This window comes from Mixta sp. (assembly GCF_024610815.1).
Taxonomy (GTDB): Bacteria; Pseudomonadota; Gammaproteobacteria; order Enterobacterales; family Enterobacteriaceae; genus Mixta; species Mixta calida.
Genome location: NZ_JANION010000032.1, coordinates 1 through 16207 on the forward strand (window position 1 = coordinate 1; position 16207 = coordinate 16207).

The window sequence follows — 16207 nt, forward strand, 5'->3', positions numbered from 1 at the left end:
CCCCTGGCTTATTCAATGGACAAAATGACTTTGCAACAGGTACGTGGGTCTTTCTCGAATAGCGTCATCGCTTGCTCGACCTGAGCCAGCGGGAAGTAGTGCGTGACCAGTTTTTCCGGCTGAATAGCGCCGCGCTCGATCCAGTCGATAACCTGCGAGAATCGGTGGCTGTTCAGGCGCGAGGTGAACAGCGACAGCTCTTTGCTGGTCAGGCTCTGCTGCGTCACGGTGCAGGGCTCGGCGGAGAAGCCCAACAGCCCGATGCGCGCCGCCGGAGAAGCAAGCGCCGCCGCTTCTGCCAGAATCGCAGGATGGCAGGCGGCGTCGATAATCAGCGTCGGCTGTACGCCTTCCAGCTGCGCGGCCAGCGGCACCTCGCTGTTATTAAAGACCGCGTCGGCGCCGCTTTGTTGCGCCAGCGCCAAACGTTCCGGCACACGATCGACCACCAGCACCTGGCGTACGCCGTATACCCCTTTCAATACCTGAATCGCCGTCAGCCCCATCGGCCCGGCGCCGTAGATCAGCGCCACATCCTGCGCGGCAGGCTGCAAAAACGCAGTGATATTGGCCGCGATGGTGAACGGCTCAATCAGGCTGGCGAGCTTATCGGGGATGCTGTCCGGGACGCGATACGCATTGCTGGCCGGCGCCACGGCATATTCGCTGAAGCCGCCGTCGCGATGAACGCCGATCACCTGTAGTTCGCGGCAGACGTTGGGACGCCCGACGGAGCAGGGATAGCAGTGGCCGCAGCTCACCACCGGATCGACCGCCACGCGTTCGCCGATACGTCCGGCGTCAACGCCCGCGCCGACGGCGTCGATCACGCCGAAAAATTCATGGCCGATCACGCGCGGGTAGCGTGCGAACGGATTATGGCCGTGCCAGATATGCACGTCGGAGCCACAGATGCTGGCGTAGCGTACTTTTACCCGCACTTCGCCTGAGGCGGGTTCCGGCAGCGGACGCGTTTGTATACGCAGCTCGCCCGGTTGTTCAATGACAACGCTTTTCATGCTTGTCTCCTTACCAGTTCCACAACGTGCCGTCTTCAAGGCGCGCTACCGGCAGATAGGCTGGTTCCCAGGGATATTTCGCCGCCAGTTTCTCGTCGAATTCGATGCCGAGGCCTGGCTTCTCGCCCGGATGCATATAGCCGTTATCGAAGCTCCAGCTATGGGGGAAAACCTCCAGCATCTGTTCGGAATAGCCCATATATTCCTGCACGCCGAAATTAGGCACCCACAGGTCGAAATGCAGCGCCGCCGCCATGCAAATTGGCGAGAGATCGGACGGGCCGTGCGAACCGGTGCGCACCTGATAGAGCGAGGCGAAATCGGCGATGCGGCGCATGCCGGTAATGCCGCCTGCATGGGTGATGGTGGTGCGGATATAGTCGATCAGCTGTTCTTCAATCAGCTGTTTGCAGTCCCAGATGCTGTTAAAGACTTCGCCGACGGCGATCGGCGTGACGGTATGCTGGCGGATCAGGCGGAAGCACTCCTGATTCTCTGCTGGCGTCGGATCTTCCATCCAGAACAGGCGGTAATCTTCGATACGCTTGCCGAAGCGGGCGGCCTCGATTGGCGTCAGACGGTGGTGCATATCGTGCAGCAGATGCTCATCGAAGCCGAAGCGCTCGCGCACCGCTTCAAACAGCTTCGGCGTGAAATCGAGATATTTCTCTGTCGACCAGAGCTGTTCTTCCGGCCAGTCGCCTTTGGTGGCGGGCTCATACGCCAGGCCTTTGCCTTTCGACATGCCGTAGGTGGTTTTCATGCCCGGCACGCCGCACTGCACGCGGATCGCTTTAAAGCCCATCTCTTTATGGCGCGCATAGTCATCCAGCACTTCGTCGATAGTGCGGCCGGTGGTGTGACAGTAGACCATAACGCCGGTGCGCGAGGCGCCGCCCAGCAGCTGATAAAGCGGCATATTGGCCGCTTTGGCTTTGATATCCCACAGCGCCATATCCACGGCGGAGATAGCGGACATGGTGACCGGCCCGCGACGCCAGTAGGCGCCTTTATAGAAAAACTGCCAGATATCCTCGATCTGATGGGCGTCGCGGCCAATCAACTGCGGACAGATATGATCTTTCAGGTAGGAGGCGACCGGCAGTTCGCGCCCGTTAAGCGTGGCGTCGCCAATGCCGGTAAGGCCTTCATCCGTGGTGATTTTAAGCGTGACAAAATTCCTGCCGGGGCAGGTAACAAATACTTCGGCTTTAACAATCTTCATTTTTCGACCTTTATGGATTGCGACAGTGAATGCCTGAAATTTAAGCGCCACCGTACTACCATACAAGTAAAGAAGGGCGAATGATCGATCGTGATCACACAGTTTTTACAAATTGCTGCGCGGTAATGCGCGACGAAAAGGCTTATTCACTGCGCGGTGCAGCATAAAAACGTGAGAGGGGGCAAACCGGCGGAGCAGAGAAAAGGCGAGGCGCCCGCCCTGGCAGAGCGGCGGGCGGGAGAACGATCAGGTTAACAGTGGGCACTGCGGCGGCAGACGACAGGCCAGCGCGCCGGGAAGGACTTCGATATGGAACCTGGTGCCGCTGAGCGGCTCGCCGTCCAGATTAAAGGTCATCTCGTTTGGGGATGTGATTGTCAGCGACGGCAGGGTCGCGGCGATGATATTCGGGTTCTGTTCGTCGCTGGTTATTGAGTGCAGCAGCGTAGAGAGCAGCTCTTGCGAGGTGACGACGCTTAAATCAAGCAGGCCGTCGTTGATCAGGGCGCGCGGGCAAAGACGCTGACCGCCGCCCGCCTGACGACCATTGCCGACGCCAATTGCCAGCGCATCGCCGGTCCAGGCGAAGTTGGGGCCGTTGATGGCGCAGCTGTCTGCCTTCAGCGTATCCATACGCATCAGTCCGTGAATAAAGTAGGAGACGCCGCCCAGCGCCGACTTCAGCTTTTCCGGCGTTTCGGTCGTGATGCGGGTGCCGAAGCCGCCGGTCGCCATATTGATGAAGTAGCGCGCCTGATTCACGCACGCCAGGTCAATATTGACGGCTTCGCCGAGGATTGCCAGCCGCAGCGCCGCTTCGGGATCTTCAGGAATGCCCGCGCTGGTGGCAAAATCGTTGGCGGTGCCGAGCGGCAGAATGCCCAGCACCGGACGTGCCGCCGCCGGGATTTTTACCAGCGCGTTCGCCAGTTCATTAATGGTGCCGTCGCCGCCGCCCGCCACGACCGTAGCGGCGTTGAGCTGCACCGCTTCCTGCAGATAACGTTCGCTGTCGCCCTGTTCCCAGGTGACGCGCACCGCGATCGGATGGCCTTCCTCACGCAGCGCAGAGATCGCTTCGCGCAGCGCCTCATTGCCGGCGCCTTTTCCATTCAGGATCACCAGTGTCAAAGCCTGTTTTTCCATGCTATTTCCCTTGGCAGCAAATTACGCAGTATCCCTGAGTTTATAGCACAGAAGCGGAAAAAAGCGGTGCGGGCGGGGGACGCTTTAAGAGCAGTACGCAAAGAAAAACCCGCACGGGGGAGCCGGGCGGGCGAAGGAGGTGGTTCCTGGTACAGACTGCTGTTTATTTTTGCTCGTTTTAGCAAGCGCGATGTTAACTGCAAACCGCGCCGGCTAATGTGATCGGATTCTAAGATCCGTAACGGCGGGAAATTAATTCGCTGCGATGCTTTTCGCCTCGCCGTGCGGATTGCGCGTGGTGGTGCCGTTCAGGTTGCGCATCAGCAGAGCGAATTGAATATCAAGATCCGCCGGCACGGGCAGCCAGACGATATGTCCATTGCCCGGCGCCACCTCGACCGGCTGGCCTTTGTTATTCTCCAGCGCCGTCAGGGTGAAATGCAGATTCCCCGCCGGGGTCATCAGCTCAAGGCTGTCGCCGAGGGCGAATTTGTTTTTCACTTCCACCTGCGCCAGTTCGCCGCGTCGTTCGCCGGTAAACTCGCCGACAAACTGCTGGCGATCGGACACGGAATAGCCGTAGTCGTAGTTCTGATAGCTGTCGTGAGTATGGCGGCGCAGGAAGCCTTCGGTATAGCCGCGGTGCGCCAGCCCTTCCAGCGTCGCCAGCAGCGTCGGGTCGAACGGTTTCCCGGCAGCGGCGTCGTCAATCGCGCGGCGGTAGACCTGCGCGGTGCGCGCGCAGTAATAGAAGGATTTGGTGCGGCCTTCGATCTTCAGCGAATGCACGCCCATGCGCGTCAGACGCTCAACGTGCGCCACGGCGCGCAGATCTTTGGAGTTCATGATGTAGGTGCCGTGTTCATCCTCGAAGGCGGTCATATATTCGCCGGGACGCATCGCCTCTTCGATCATAAATACCTTGTCGGTCGGCTGACCGACGCCGAGCGCCGGCGTCACGTCCTGTACCGGAATCGGCTCATACTGATGAACGATATTGCCGATCTCATCCTCTTTGCCTTCCTGCACCTTATACTCCCAGCGGCAGGCGTTGGTGCAGGTGCCCTGATTGGGGTCGCGCTTGTTAATGTAGCCGGAAAGCAGGCAGCGACCGGAATAGGCCATGCAGAGCGCGCCGTGGACGAAAATTTCCAGCTCCATCTCCGGCACCTGCTGACGGATTTCTTCAATCTCCTCCAGCGACAGCTCGCGCGACAGGATCACGCGCGTCAGCCCCATCTGCTGCCAGAACTTCACCGTTGCCCAGTTGACCGCGTTGGCCTGCACCGACAGGTGAATCGGCATCTGCGGGAACGCCTCGCGCACCATCATAATCAGGCCGGGATCGGACATAATCAGCGCGTCCGGCTGCATATCGATCACCGGCTGCAAATCGCGGATAAAGGTTTTCAGCTTGGCGTTATGCGGCGCGATATTCACCACCACATAAAACTTTTTGCCCAGCGCATGCGCTTCCTGGATGCCCAGCGCCAGGTTCTGATGGTTGAATTCATTGTTGCGCACGCGCAGGCTGTAGCGTGGCTGACCGGCGTATACGGCGTCTGCGCCGTAGGCGAAGGCGTAACGCATATTCTTCAGCGTGCCGGCCGGGGAAAGGAGTTCCGGTTTAAACATAGCGTTCTCAGTCTGATGTCAGGTCAGATATTGCGGACGGGCGACGTCAGAAAAATTGACGGCCCGTTAAAGGTGAAGAATTCTAAGCCGCTGAACCCATGATGTAAATTGCGCTAGATCAAACGACACAGATCCGCTTCCCAGCGGTAGCCCATCCCGTAGACCGCGCGGATAAAGGGTTGATCGGCATCCAGCGCCTCCAGCTTGCGCCGCAGGTTTTTAATATGGCTGTCGATGGTGCGGTCGGTTACCACGCGGTAATCGTCATAGAGATGGTTGAGCAGCTGCTCGCGTGAAAAGACTTTGCCCGGCTCCTGCGCCAGGGTTTTCAGCAGGCGAAACTCCGCGGGCGTAAGATCGAGCGTTTTGCCGTCCCAGCTCGCCTGAAAGCGCGCTTCGTCGATCACCAGCGGCGACGGCGCAGCGTTCTCCTCCGGCGTGCGGCGGCAGCGGCGCAGGATGGTTTTCACCCGCGCCACCACCTCGCGTGGGCTGAACGGTTTGCAGATATAGTCGTCCGCGCCGATCTCCAGCCCCAGCAGACGATCGATCTCCTCGATTTTGGCGGTCACCATAATCACCGGCAGATCGGAAAAGCGTCGCAGCTCGCGGCAGACGGAGAGGCCGTCCAGTCCGGGCAGCATCAGATCCAGCAGTATCAAATCGGGCGGCGTCTGCTGAATAAAGGCGATCGCCTCATCGCCGCGCGCCAGATGGTGTGTACGGTAGTTGGCCGCCTGCAGGTAATCAATCATCAGCTGAGCGATCTTCGGCTCATCTTCCACTATCAGAATCAACGGCTGGGTAAATTCATTCATCGCTGGCTATTCACAGTTTATCGTGCGGCAATTCTACCCTGATTTGCAGTCCACCTAAATCAGAGTGATCCGCAGACATCGCGCCGCCATGCGCTTCGACAATATTACGGCAGATCGCCAGACCCAGCCCGGAGCCGCCGCTGGCGCGATTGCGCGAGCCTTCGGAGCGCCAGAAGCGTTCGAAAATCTTTTCGCGCTGCGCGTCCGCCACGCCCGGCGCGGAATCGTCAATCAGCAGGCGCCAGCCTGAGGCGGTGGCGTGCAGCGCCAGGCTCACCGTGCCGTCGCGATCGGTATAGCGCAGGCTGTTCTCCAGCAGGTTGGTGAACAGCTGAATCAGCCGGTCAGGGTCGCCGAAAAAGGGCGCCTGCTCCGGCAGCGCCAGCCGCAGCGTCAGCCCGTGACTGGCGTAGCGCGCGCGGAAGTTGCCGGCGACCAGCTCCAGCAGCGCCGCCAGGTCGGTTGGGCTTTTACGGTAGGCGAGCGCGCCTTCGTCCGACAGCGACAGCTGGTGCAGGTCGTCCACCAGCTTGGTGAGGATGGCGACCTCCATCAGCAGCGAGCTGACCGCCTCCGGCGTCAGCTTGCGCACGCCGTCCTGCATCGCCTCCAGTTCGCCGCGCAGGATCGCCAGCGGCGTGCGCAGCTCATGGGAGATATCCGCCATAAAGGCGCGGCGCATGCTCTCATTCTTTTCCAGCGAGCTGGCGAGACGGTTAAAGTCCTGCGCCAGCCGTCCCAGCTCATCGTTGCTGCTGACCGCCACCCGGCTGGTGAAGTGCCCGGCGGCGAGCTGGTGCGTGCCCGCCACCAGCCGCTTCACCGGCGCCAGCAGGCCGCGCGACATCAGCCAGGTGACCGCCGCCGCCAGCAGCGTCGACAGCCCGACGATCAGCCAGCTGGTGCGCCGCTGTTGCCGATCGAAATTAATGTCGGCGCTGCGCGTCAGACGCTCCGGCGGCGAGCCGATGACCCAGCCAACCACATGGCCGCTGTCGGTGGTGATGGTATGGCGAATGCCCTCCGGCGGCACCGGCGAATGCGGGCCGACCAGCACGCGATAGCGCTGATCGATAATCCAGAACTGGGTGCGCCAGCCGTGCGGCGGCAGATGCGTATTGGCATCGGGGTTCTGCTCAAGCGAACGCAGGATCGAAAACATCAGCCGGTTGTTGTTGCGTAAAAACGCCCAGCTGCCGTGCTGCTGATACTGATCCGCCAGCGCCTCGCTCAGCAGCGTCAGCCGCTGCTCGTTGCCGCGTTTGATGTAGTCGATAAAACCATGCTCGAAGCTGAGGCGCACGCCCCAGTGCATAGTGATCAGCACCAGCATGCAGGTAGAAAAAATGGCGCAAAACAGTTTCGCGCTGATGCCAAAACGCAGTCTCTCCATTAACGTGACGATCTCCCGCGGCCCAGCGCCGCATTTTTACTGAACTGTTTCGGCACGCGCCAGAACACCAGCGCGGGCAGCGCGATTACCAGCGCCACGCAAAGCCAGGTATAGATAAAGGTTTCATGCGCCATCTCGCTGTCGGCTGCGGCATGATGGCCGAAGGCGCCCAACAGCAAACCGGCGAGCGTGACGCCGATACTCATCGCCAGCTGCATAATCATCGACAGCAGGCTGTTGCCGCTGGAGGCGAGGTTATCCGGCAGCTCCTTCAGCGTCAGGGTATTCATCGACGAGAAGCGGATGGCGTTGACCATGCCTTGTAAAAACAGCACCACCGGCAGCGCCCAGACCCAGCCCATCAGCGCCACCAGCGGAAACAGCAGAACCACGACCGCCAGCGCCAGCGTCGAACCGACCAGCACGTTGCGATAGCCGAAGCGGTTGACGATCTGCACCACAATCCGCTTCATGCCCATATTGCCCAGCACCATCGGGATCATCATCAGCCCGGCATGAAACGGACTGTAGCCCAGCCCAAGCTGTAAAAACAGCGGCGTCATAAAGGGCAGCATGCCGCTGCCGATGCGGCCGGTCAGGCTGCCCAGCAGGCCGATGGAATAGGTGCGGTTGTCGAACAGCTTCAGGCTGAACAGCGCGTTATCGTTGTTGCGCGCGTGCATCAGGTAGAACAGCAGTGAAAAAACCCCGGCGAGGATCAGCAGCCCCAGCGCCAGCGGCGAGCTGCCGGAGCCGTGCTGGCCGTCAAGCGCCAGCGTCAGCGTCGCCATGCCCGCCGCCAGTAGCAGAAAGCCGGGAAAGTCGAAGCGGCGCGTCTGTAATGAATAGTTCGGCATCAGCGTCATCGTGGCTATCGCGCCGAGAACGCCGACCGGCAGGTTGATGAGGAAGATCCAGTGCCAGCTGGCGTATTCCACCAGCACCCCGCCCAGCGCCGGGCCGACCAGCGGACCGATCTGGCCCGGCAGCGTGACGAACGTCATCGCCGCCATATACTGCTCGCGCGGCACGATCTTCATTACCGTCAGGCGGCCCACCGGCACCAGCATCGCGCCGCCGAACCCCTGTAGCACGCGCGCCAGCACCAGCTGATCCAGCGATCCGGCCAGCGCGCAGAACAGCGAGCCGAGGCTGAACAGCACGATGGCGGTAAAGAAGATGTTGCGCACGCCGAAGCGGTCCGCCAGCCAGCCGCTGAGCGGCAGCGTGACGGCGACGGTGAGCACGTAGGAGACGACCACCGAATGCATTTGCAGCGGGTCGACGCCTAAATCGCGCGCCATCGAGGGCAGGGCGGTATTAACGATGGTGGTGTCCAGCGTCTGCATAAAAAAGCCGACGGCGACGATCCATAACTGCCAGCGTACCGATGCGGATTGTGCTTGCTTCATAATTCGCCTCTGTTGCGCGTCGAACGACCGGGCCGTTCGGCCCGGCGGCGGTTAGCCGGTGACCGTCAGCGGCTGTTTGCGTCGACGCAGCTTATCCATATAGAGATAGACCACCGGCGTGGTGTAGAGCGTTAACAGCTGGCTCATCACCAGACCGCCGACAATGGTGATCCCCAGCGGTTGCCTGAGCTCCGCGCCGTCGCCGCTGGTTAACACCAGCGGCAGCGCCCCCAGCAGCGCGGCCAGCGTGGTCATCAGGATCGGGCGGAAGCGCAGCAGCGACGCCTGAAATATCGCGTCCCGCGCGCTCAGGCCGCCGTTGCGTTGCGCCTCAAGCGCGAAATCCACCATCATAATGGCGTTTTTCTTCACGATGCCGATCAGCAGCATGATGCCGATCAGCGCGATCAGGCTGAACGGCGCGCCAAACCCCTCCAGCGCCAGCAGCGCCCCGACGCCCGCCGAAGGCAGGGTTGACAGAATGGTCAGCGGATGCACATAGCTTTCATATAATATCCCCAACACAATATAGACCGTGGCGATGGCTGCGATTATCAGCCAGAGCTGGCTGTTTTGCGTCTCCTTGAACACCTGCGCGGTGCCCGCGAAACTGCCGCGCACGCTGGCGGGCACGCCGAGCTGTGTCATGGTGCGCTCGATGGTCTCCGACGCCTGCGACAGCGACACCCCTTCCGGCAGGTTGAAGGCGATGGTCGAGGCGGCGGACAGCCCCTGATGGTTCACCGACAGCGGCGCGTTTGCGGGCTGCCAGCGGGCGAACCAGGAGAGCGGGATCGCCTTGCCGTCGTCGTTGACGACAAACATCTGGTCGAGAGCGCCGATATCCTGGGTGTAACGCGGGTCTACCTCCATCACCACTTTGTACTGGTTCAGCGGCTGATAGATGGTGGAGACCTGACGCTGGCCGAAGGCGTTGTTCAGCAGGGCGTTGGCGTCCGACACGTCAATGCCCAGCCGCGCCATGCTTTCGCGATCGTAAATCAGCGCCATTTCCGCGCCTTTGTCCTGTTGATCGGAACTGACGTCGGTCAACTCCGGCAGCTTGCTGAACGCCTGACGGATTTTCGGCTCCCATTCGCGCAGATCGCTCAGGCTGTCCGACAGCAGCGTGTACTGGTAGCTGGCGTTGGCTTCACGTCCGCCGACGCGAATATCCTGCACCGCCATCAGGAACAGGCTGGCGCCCGGCTCTTTCGCCAGTTTGGCGCGCAGGCGGGCGATAATCTGCTGCGCGCTCTCCTGACGTTCGGATAGCGGCTTCAACGAGATAAACATCGAACCGCTGTTGGTGCGCGATCCGCCGGTAAAGCCGGTGACGTTGTCCACCGCCGGATCTTCGCGAATGATTTTCATAAAGTCCGCCAGCTTGCCGCGCATCGCCTGGAAAGAGATGCTCTGGTCGGCGGAGATAAAGCCCATCAGCCGGCCGGTATCCTGTTCCGGGAAAAAGGTTTTCGGAATGGTGATGTAGAGATAAACCGTCAGGCCGATGGTGGCCAGCAGCACCAGCAGCGTCCAGCGCGCCCGCGCCAGCACCCATTGCAACGAACGGCCATAGCCGCTTTGCAGGCCCAGCAGCAGCCGGTTGAAATTGAAACGTTTCGGCTTCTCCTCGCGCTTCTCCTTCAGCAGCCAGGCGCACATCATCGGCGTCAGCGTCAGGGAGATCACCAGCGAGATCATAATCGCCACCGACAGGGTGACGGCGAACTCGCGGAACAGGCGTCCCACCAGGCCGCCCATCAGCAGCAGCGGAATAAACACCGCCACCAGCGAGACGCTCATCGACAATACGGTAAAGCCGACTTCGCGTACCCCCTGCAACGCCGCCTGCAACGGCTTCATTCCCGCTTCAATATGGCGGGAAATATTTTCCAGCACCACGATGGCGTCATCCACCACGAAGCCGGTGGCGATGGTCAGCGCCATCAGCGACAGGTTATTCAGGCTAAAGCCGCACAAATACATGGCGGCGAAGGTGCCGATCAGCGATACCGGCACCGCCACCGCCGGAATCAGCGTGGCGCGGCCTGAGCGCAGAAAGAGAAACACCACCAGAATCACCAGCGCGACGGCGATCACCAGCGACTGCTCCACCTCCTCCAGCGAGGCGCGGATGGTCGGAGAGCGATCCTGCGCGATCGCCAGGCTGACGGCGGTGGGGATCATCTCGCGCAGTTCCGGCATCTCCGCGCGGATGCGGTCCACGGTCTGAATCACGTTGGCGTCGGCGGTTTTACGGATTACCAGCAGCACCGCCGGTTTGGCATTGGTCATCCCGGCGTTGCGCACATCCTGCACCGAATCGGTCACCGTGGCGACATCCTGTAGCCGCACTGCCGCGCCGTTGTTGTAGTGCACCACCAGCGGCTGATACTCGGCGGCGGTTTTCAGCTCGTCGTTGGTTTTCAACTGCCAGCGCTGGTTGCCGTTCTCCACCGCGCCCTGCGGACGACGCACGTTGGCGTCGGCGATCGCCGCGCGCACCGCGTCGAGCGACACGCCCTGATTAAACAGCGCCTGCGGATTGAGCTGTACGCGCACCGCGGGCAGCGAGCTGCCGCCGACGGTGACGTCGCCGACGCCTTCGATCTGCGACAGCTTCTGCGCCAGCTGCGTCGAGGCGTAGTCGTAAAGCTGGCCCGGCGTCCAGTCCTCCGAGGTCAGCGTCATAATCATGATCGGCGCGTCGGAGGGGTTGGCCTTACGCCAGCTTGGGCGGCTCGGCATTCCGCTCGGCAGCAGGCTCTGCGCCGCGTTGATCGCCGCCTGCACGTCGCGCGCCGCGCCGTTAATGTCGCGGTCGTAGTCAAACACCATAATGATGCGCGTGCTGCCCAGCGAGCTGGTGGAGGTCATTTCGCTGACCCCGGCGATGCGGCCCAGCGAGCGCTCCAGCGGCGTCGCCACTGACGACGCCATCGTCTCCGGGGAGGCGCCCGGCAGCGAGGCGCTGACCATGATCACCGGAAAATCGACCTGCGGCAGCGGCGCCACCGGCAGCAGGCGAAAACCGAGAATGCCGACCAGCGCAATCGCCAGCGTCAGCAGGCAGGTGGCCACGGGACGCCAGATAAACAGCGCGAAAAACTTCACGAACGCGCCTCCCCACGTTGCAGACGACGGCGCGCGTAGTGCGCAAGACGATCGAACAGCAGGTAGATCACCGGCGTGGTGAACAGCGTCAGCACCTGACTGAGGATCAGGCCGCCGACCATCGCGATGCCGAGCGGACGCCGCAGCTCCGCGCCGACGCCGGTGCTGATCATCAACGGCAGCGCGCCCAGCAGCGCCGCCAGCGTCGTCATCAGAATCGGGCGGAAGCGCAGCAGGCAGGCCTGATAGATCGCTTCATAAGGCGATTTGCCCTGTTCGCGCTCGGCGGCGAGGGCGAAGTCGATCATCATAATGGCGTTTTTCTTCACGATGCCGATCAGCAGAATAATGCCGATAATGGCGATCACATCCAGTTCGTGTCCGCTGAGCATCAGCGCCAGCAACGCGCCGACGCCCGCCGTCGGCAGCGTCGAAAGAATGGTGATGGGATGGATAAAGCTCTCATACAGCACGCCCAGCACGATATACATCGCCACGATCGCCGCGACGATCAGCCACACCGTGCTGCCCAGCGCCGCCTGAAACGCCAGCGTGCTGCCCTGGAAACGGGTCATTATCTCCGACGGCATCGCCAGATCTTTCTCCGCTTCGCCGATCGCCTTCACCGCTTCGCCCAGCGAGTAGCCCTCGTTGAGGTTGAACGAGAAGGTGGTGGAGGGGAACTGATCGAGGTGATTCACCGCCAGCGCGCCGTAGCGCTGCTCCACCTGCGCCACGGTGCTGAGCGGCACCGCGCCGCCGTCGCTGGTGGCGATGCGGATATCGTTCAGCGCCGCCAGCCCCGGCGACTGACGGGTATCCTGCTCCAGCACCACGCGATACTGGTTGGCCTGCGTATAAATCGTCGAAATCAGGCGCTGGCCGAAGGCGTTATAGAGCGCGTTATCGATATCGCTCATGCTGATGCCAAGGCGGCTGGCGCTGTCGCGATCGACCTTCACGTATGCCTCCAGCCCTTTGTCCTGCCAGTCGCTGCTGACATCCTTCAGCTGCGGCAACGTGCGCAGACGCGCCAGCAGCTGCGGCACCCACTCGCTGAGCGAATCCAGCGAGCCGGTTTGCAAAGTGAACTGATATTGCGTGCGGCTCAGCTGGGTGTCGATAGTAAGATCCTGCACCGGCTGTAGCCAGAGCGTGACGCCAGGCAGCCGCGCTACCGCGCTTTGCAGACGCGCCACCACCGCCGGGATACGGTCGTCGCGCTCATCCAGCGGCTTGAGGTTGATCTGCACGCGGGCGCTGTTGAGCGCCGGATTGGTGCCGTCGACGCCGACAAACGAGGTGACGCTCTGCACCGCCGGGTCGCGTTCAATAATCGAGGCGACGTCGCGCGTGCGCTGCGCCATGCTGGCGTAAGAGACGCTCTGCGGCGCCTGCAGGGTGCCCTGAATGATGCCGTTATCCTGCACCGGGAAGAAGCCTTTCGGGATCAATACCCACAGCAGCACCGTCAGCACCAGCGTCGCCAGCGCCACGCCCAACGTTATCCACGGATGGTTCAGCACGCGCTTCAGCAAACGGCCATAGAGGGCGATAATGCGATCGAACATCGCTTCGCTGGCGCGCGAGAAGCGGTTCTGTTTCCTCAGCGATTCCGCGCTCAGCATGCGCGCGCACATCATCGGCGTCAGCGTCAGCGAGACCACGGCGGAGATCAGGATCGCTACCGCAAGCGTCACGGCGAACTCGCGGAACAGGCGGCCAACGATATCCCCCATAAACAGCAGCGGGATCAGCACCGCAATCAGCGAGAAGGTGAGGGAGATAATGGTAAAGCCGATCTCGCCCGCGCCTTTCAGCGTCGCCGCCAGCGGCTTTTCGCCCTGTTCGATATAGCGGGAGATATTTTCGATCACCACGATGGCGTCATCCACCACGAAGCCGGTGGCGATGGTCAACGCCATCAGCGTCAGGTTATTGATCGAAAAGCCGAGCAGATAGAGCACCGCAAAGGTGCCGATCAGCGACAGCGGCACCGCCACGGCGGGAATAATGGTGGCGGGCACGTTGCGCAGAAACAGATAGATAATCATCACCACCAGCGCGATCGCCAGTATCAGCTCCAGCTGCACGTCATGCACCGAGGCGCGGATATTGGTGGTGCGGTCGGAAAGCAGCTTTACGTCCACCGATTTGGGCAGTGAGGCGGTCAGCTCAGGCAGCAGGCTGCGGATATTGTCTGCGGTGGCGATAATGTTGGCGCCCGGCTGACGCTGCACGTTGAGCACAATCGCCTGCTGGCGGTTGGCCCAGGCGCCGAGCCAGCTGTTCTCCGCGCCCTGTTCCACGGTGGCGACGTCGCCAAGCCGCACCGGAGCGTTATTGCGATAAGCGACGATCAGCTGGCGATAATCTTCCGCCGACTGCATTTGATCGTTCGCCGAAAGAGTAATGGCGCGCTCCGGCCCATCCAGGCTGCCTTTCGCCGAGTTGACGTTGGCGTTGGCGATGGCGGTACGCACCGTTTCGCTGTCGAGACCGAGCGAGGCGAGCGCCTGCGCGTTCATTTTCACCCGCACCGCCGGACGCTGGCCGCCGGAGAGGGTCACCAGACCGACGCCGCTGACCTGAGAAATTTTCTGCGCGATGCGGGTTTCCACCATATCCTGCACCTGCGTCATCGGCATGCTGGTGGAGGTCACCGCCAGCGTCATGATCGGCGGATCGGCCGGGTTTACCTTGCTGTAGACCGGCGGGTTCGGCAGATCGCTCGGCAGCAGGTTGGTGGCGGAGTTAATCGCCGCCTGCACTTCCTGCTCCGCCACATCGAGCGGCAGCGTCAGCTGGAACTGCAACGTCACCACCGACGCGCCGCCGGAGCTTTGCGACGACATCTGTTGCAGCCCGGACATCTGACCGAACTGACGCTCCAGCGGCGCGGTGATCGCCGAGGTCACCACATCGGGACTGGCGCCGGGATAGAGCGTCACCACCTGAATCGTGGGGTAGTCCACTTCCGGCAGCGCGGAGACCGGCAGGAAGCGATAGCCGAGGATACCGGCCAGCAGAATCGCCACCATCAACAGCGTGGTGGCCACTGGACGCAGAATAAAGTGACGGGACGGGCCGCCGGTGGCGACAGGAGGCATCACCTGCATCAACCGCGATCTCCTTTAGCGTGACTGCCTTTTGCCGGCTGGGTCGCTTTTTCGCTGGCAAGCGGCGTTGACTGCGGCGCCACCACTTCCACCGTCGCGCCTTCCGTCAGGCGATCGAGACCGTCGGTCACCACGCGCTCGCCCGCGTCCAGTCCGGCGCTGATCACCACTTTTTGGCTATCCTGCAGGCCCGGCGTCACGCTTTTTTTGCTGACCTTATTGTCGCTGTTCACTACCCAGACGAAATTGCCTTCGTTGCCCATCTGCAGAGCGGCGGTCGGGATCACCACCGCGTCGTGCAGCGTGTTGACCTTAAGACGCGCGTTAACAAACTGATTGGGGAACAGGCGGTCATCTTCATTGCTGAAGCGCGCTTTGAGTTTGATGGTGCCGGTCGTCGTATCGATCTGGTTGTCCAGGCTCAGCAGTTCGCCCTGCGTCAGCAGCGTGCTGTTGCTGCGATCCCAGGCTTCCACCCGCAGCGGCTGACCTGCCTTTTGCGCCTGAATAATCGCCTGGATGGTGTTTTCCGGCAGGCTGAACAGCACGTCGATCGGGTGCGTTTGCGTCAGCACCACCAGCCCGGTGGTGTCGCCGCTGGAAATATAGTTGCCGATATCTACCTGCTTCAGGCCGGCCCGTCCATCTATCGGCGCGGTGATGCGGCTGTAGCTCAGGTTGAGTTCGGCGCTGGCGACGCTGCCTTCGTCCGCCTTAATGGTGCCGAGCGTTTCGCTCACCAGTGAACGCTGTGTATCCAGCTCCTGCTGCGAAACCAGGTTGGTTTTCGCCAGTTTTTCATAGCGCGCCAGATCGCGCCGGGCGTTGGCGAGGGTCGCTTTATCGCGCGCCAGTTGTCCCTGCGCCTGGGTGAGCGCGACCTGAAAAGGACGTGGATCGATCTCCGCCAGCAGCTGGCCCGCCTTAACCTGTTGTCCTTCCTGAAAATGGATCGCCATCAGTTGTCCGTCGACGCGGCTGCGCACCGTAACGGTATTGGCGGCGGTGACGGTGCCCAGCCCGGAAAAGTATTGCGGCACGCTCTGTGTCTCTGCGGTGGCCGCCTGCACCGGCGCCAGCGGCATATTGCGTCGGCCGCCTTTGCCGCGCTGCTGCGTCTGACCGCCCGCGTTTTGCCCGTTTTCAGCGCCGCCGTCGCTGCCGCACGGCCACAGGAAGTAGCCAGCGACGGCGACCAGCGCGATAAGGATCAGCAGCAAAATTTTTTTCGAAGTACGGCGTGAGGCATTCATTGCGGTTTATTGCTCTCCGGCAGTGTAGTCAAAGGTCCTGGCGGGTCGTCAAGGCCACGGCCCGCAAAGG

10 protein-coding genes are annotated in these 16207 nt (G+C 61.7%); all 10 read right to left on the reverse strand.

Features of this window, described 5'->3' with window-relative positions:
• Nucleotides 1-8 precede the first annotated feature (8 nt).
• The 10 genes from MYY08_RS01710 to MYY08_RS01755 all read right to left on the reverse strand — a co-directional run bounded on the left by MYY08_RS01710 (nt 9) and on the right by MYY08_RS01755 (nt 16137).
• The gene (locus tag MYY08_RS01710; RefSeq protein WP_288012718.1) at nt 9-1019 is read right to left on the reverse strand and encodes a Zn-dependent oxidoreductase; all 1011 of its coding nucleotides are present in this window, start codon (nt 1017-1019) and stop codon (nt 9-11) included.
• A gap of 10 nt (nt 1020-1029) precedes the next feature.
• Nucleotides 1030-2244 carry a D-mannonate dehydratase ManD gene (gene manD, locus MYY08_RS01715; RefSeq protein ID WP_038625257.1) on the reverse strand — a complete coding sequence of 405 codons (1215 nt, stop codon included), beginning with the start codon at nt 2242-2244 and terminating at the stop codon, nt 1030-1032.
• Between the two features lie 246 nt (nt 2245-2490).
• Nucleotides 2491-3390 (reverse strand): lipid kinase YegS, encoded by a 900-nt coding sequence (yegS, locus tag MYY08_RS01720; RefSeq protein WP_288012720.1) that lies wholly within the window; start codon nt 3388-3390, stop codon nt 2491-2493.
• 252 nt (nt 3391-3642) lie between these two features.
• Complete coding sequence (gene trhP, locus MYY08_RS01725) at nt 3643-5025, reverse strand: prephenate-dependent tRNA uridine(34) hydroxylase TrhP (protein ID WP_288012723.1); 1383 nt, start codon at nt 5023-5025, stop codon at nt 3643-3645.
• Nucleotides 5026-5138: 113 nt separating this feature from the next.
• Nucleotides 5139-5843 (reverse strand): envelope stress response regulator BaeR, encoded by a 705-nt coding sequence (gene baeR, locus MYY08_RS01730; RefSeq protein WP_159378790.1) that lies wholly within the window; start codon nt 5841-5843, stop codon nt 5139-5141.
• Nucleotides 5844-5853: 10 nt separating this feature from the next.
• Nucleotides 5854-7236, reverse strand: coding sequence for an envelope stress sensor histidine kinase BaeS (gene baeS, locus MYY08_RS01735; RefSeq protein ID WP_288012726.1), 1383 nt, complete (start codon nt 7234-7236; stop codon nt 5854-5856).
• Complete coding sequence (gene mdtD, locus MYY08_RS01740; RefSeq protein ID WP_288012727.1) at nt 7236-8648, reverse strand: multidrug transporter subunit MdtD; 1413 nt, start codon at nt 8646-8648, stop codon at nt 7236-7238. Before mdtD ends, baeS begins: the two co-directional genes overlap by 1 nt.
• A 51-nt stretch (nt 8649-8699) precedes the next feature.
• Nucleotides 8700-11765, reverse strand: coding sequence for a multidrug efflux RND transporter permease subunit MdtC (gene mdtC, locus MYY08_RS01745; RefSeq protein ID WP_038625263.1), 3066 nt, complete (start codon nt 11763-11765; stop codon nt 8700-8702).
• Entirely contained in the window at nt 11762-14884 is a 3123-nt protein-coding gene (locus MYY08_RS01750; RefSeq protein WP_038625264.1) for an MdtB/MuxB family multidrug efflux RND transporter permease subunit, read from the reverse strand. Before MYY08_RS01750 ends, mdtC begins: the two co-directional genes overlap by 4 nt.
• A complete protein-coding gene (locus tag MYY08_RS01755) occupies nt 14884-16137 on the reverse strand; it encodes an MdtA/MuxA family multidrug efflux RND transporter periplasmic adaptor subunit (RefSeq protein ID WP_288012729.1) in 1254 nt (417 codons plus the stop codon). The genes MYY08_RS01750 and MYY08_RS01755 overlap by 1 nt, the downstream gene beginning before the upstream one ends.
• Nucleotides 16138-16207: the final 70 nt, after the last annotated feature.